Here is a 2,221-nt window from a genome sequence, read left to right as displayed (position 1 = left end):
CGATTATACCTTTGGCTTTATAGCTGTCGAAGAGCACAGAGGTGTTCGGGTTTCTTAAGTCGAAATCCAGGAGAACCACTTTCTTGCCAGAAGTAGCCAGGCTGAAGGCCACATTGGTACTTACATAGCTTTTCCCTTCCCCGGGAATGCTGGAAGTCACCATGATCTTCTTTTTGGTGAACGTTCGTCCGTAGAGGCCCATCGTTACCCGCAGTTGCCTGAACTGCTCTATCTCCGAAGGCTCTGTAGGCTCAACAAAAACGCCTTTCTTTAGATTCTGGACGCTGGACAGTTCAGCCACGATAGGGGCATTGGTGTACGCCTCAATTTCTGACCTGAAAAGTACCTTGCTGTTCAGCATTTCTTTCCCTAGCACCAGACCTATACCTACCCCCAGGGAGAGGAATACAGCTGACATGTAAGCATAAATTGGCTTGGGACTGATCGGGTTTCGGGAGGCCTCCGCCATATCCACGATTCTCAGATCCTCTGCTGTAGGGGCATAAGAAAGAACAGTTTCTTCTCTTTTCTGGAGCAAAAAGCTATAGGCTTCGTTTTTAATTGTTTGCTGCCGGCTGATTTCCAACAGCTCTCTTTCCTTGTTTGGAATGGTCTGCAATAAGGAGTTATAAGCATTGTTGGTAGAGGCGATATTGGCACGGCTTGCCAGTAAATTATCCCGCTGGTTCCGGATATTTTCTAAAATACTAGGTCTGATGCTTCCAATTTCCTCTCTTAGTGACACAAGTATGGGGTTATTTTCAGCAGTAGTTTTACTGAGCTGCTGGTACTGGATCTCAGTAGTGTAAAGCTTCTGTAAAAGCTGCGTAAGCACAGGGTCATTAACACCCAAGGTCGAAGGTACAATCCCCGCTGCTTTACTTTTGGATACGACATATTTTTCAACTTTATCCAAAACAGCCAGTTGCAGATTTATCTCTGACATTTTACGATCATTATCCCCCACATTCTGCAGAAACATCCGTCCCTGCGCATCCAGGTTTACAGCTCCATTGGAAGCGCGGTACTGTACTATTTTATTCTCAAGTTCCGCCAGTTCTTTTTCTATGAGTCGGATGCGACTCTCAACGAATTCAAGTGTTTCCGTGGCCAGTTTATTTCTGTCCGTAATGGCTGTCTGCTGGTAGGCATGGATCAAAGCATTCAGTATATCTTCTCCACGTTCCGGTACCTGGTCCTCCAGGTACAGGTTAACCACACTAGAAAGCTTACCCGGTGTCTCTATACTGATGCCGTTGAGGAGCTGGTTTGCAACTTTTTTAGGATTTGAAATGGAAAAGAAAAGGGGAGCTTCGGTTGAGTCTGTTCTTTTCTTATTTTCTGAAAAACGCATTACGCCGTAGGGAGTTTTGACCCATTTGTCAAGAGGATAAGCCTCATAGTCTATTTCTACTTTCTTTTGTGAATCGTTGTAAGTAAAATAAATCGCAGGCTGCTCTTTCGCTTCTGCCGGCGATTCCAGGGTAATGGTGATGGGCGAAGTGGTATAAGCCGGAATCGATCTGAATCTGTTGTCTTCTTCATAGACAGACACATACAGACCAAGTTCATCCACTACTTGTTTCATCAAAGCATGAGAGCGGAGGACATTGATCTCATTCTCAACAATTTTATTTGTGGTAAAAGCGTCGATCGATTCTGTCATTTTGGAGTCATTAACCCCTTTCTTTTCGTCTTTTACGATGACTGATGCAGAAACCCCATAAGAGGGTACTGCCAGAAAATGAAGATAACCCCATGCTCCCAGCATGCAAACAACTAAGAGGACAGCAAACAGAGGCCAGAAGGGCAAAAATTTAAAGACGATGGATGCCCCTATGTTATCTTCAGTGTTTGACTTATTGTTAACCATAAGCTTCTTTAATATTATCTTGTTAAACGATCGATACTGACCACAACAAAAGTCAAGGAACTCAGGATGAGTGGCAGCCATTGTCTTGTTGCACTTGCAGAGGCAATTTTAGATTTATTCGGCTCTACATAGATGATATCATTCGACTTTAAATAGTAATAAGGAGAAGTAAGTAACTCGTTTGTGGTCAGATCAATTCGTACAAGTTTCTTTACACCTTTCTCCTCCCTGATCAAGAGCACATTGTCTCGCTTGGCAAAAATTGTCAGGTCTCCTGCCAGTCCCAGTGCTTCCAATAAGGTCAGCTTTTCATTCGGTACAGTAAAAACTGATGGGCGAGCGACTTCT

General features: G+C 43.9%; 2 protein-coding genes. Both read right to left on the bottom strand.

All coding sequences use genetic code 11. The annotated features are described in order from the left end of the window. On the bottom strand, nt 1-1,873 hold a 1,873-nt coding region (locus OB13_RS18655), incomplete at its 3' end, for a GumC family protein (protein WP_461491696.1). 14 nt (nt 1,874-1,887) lie between these two features. Further along, nucleotides 1,888-2,221 (bottom strand): polysaccharide biosynthesis/export family protein (locus OB13_RS18650; protein ID WP_461491695.1); only part of this gene is annotated, 334 nt, incomplete at its 5' end.

The organism is Pontibacter sp. HJ8, assembly GCF_054824225.1.
The sequence above is the reverse complement of the archived record's forward strand: the minus strand, read 5'-3'. Positions and strand labels throughout refer to the sequence as shown.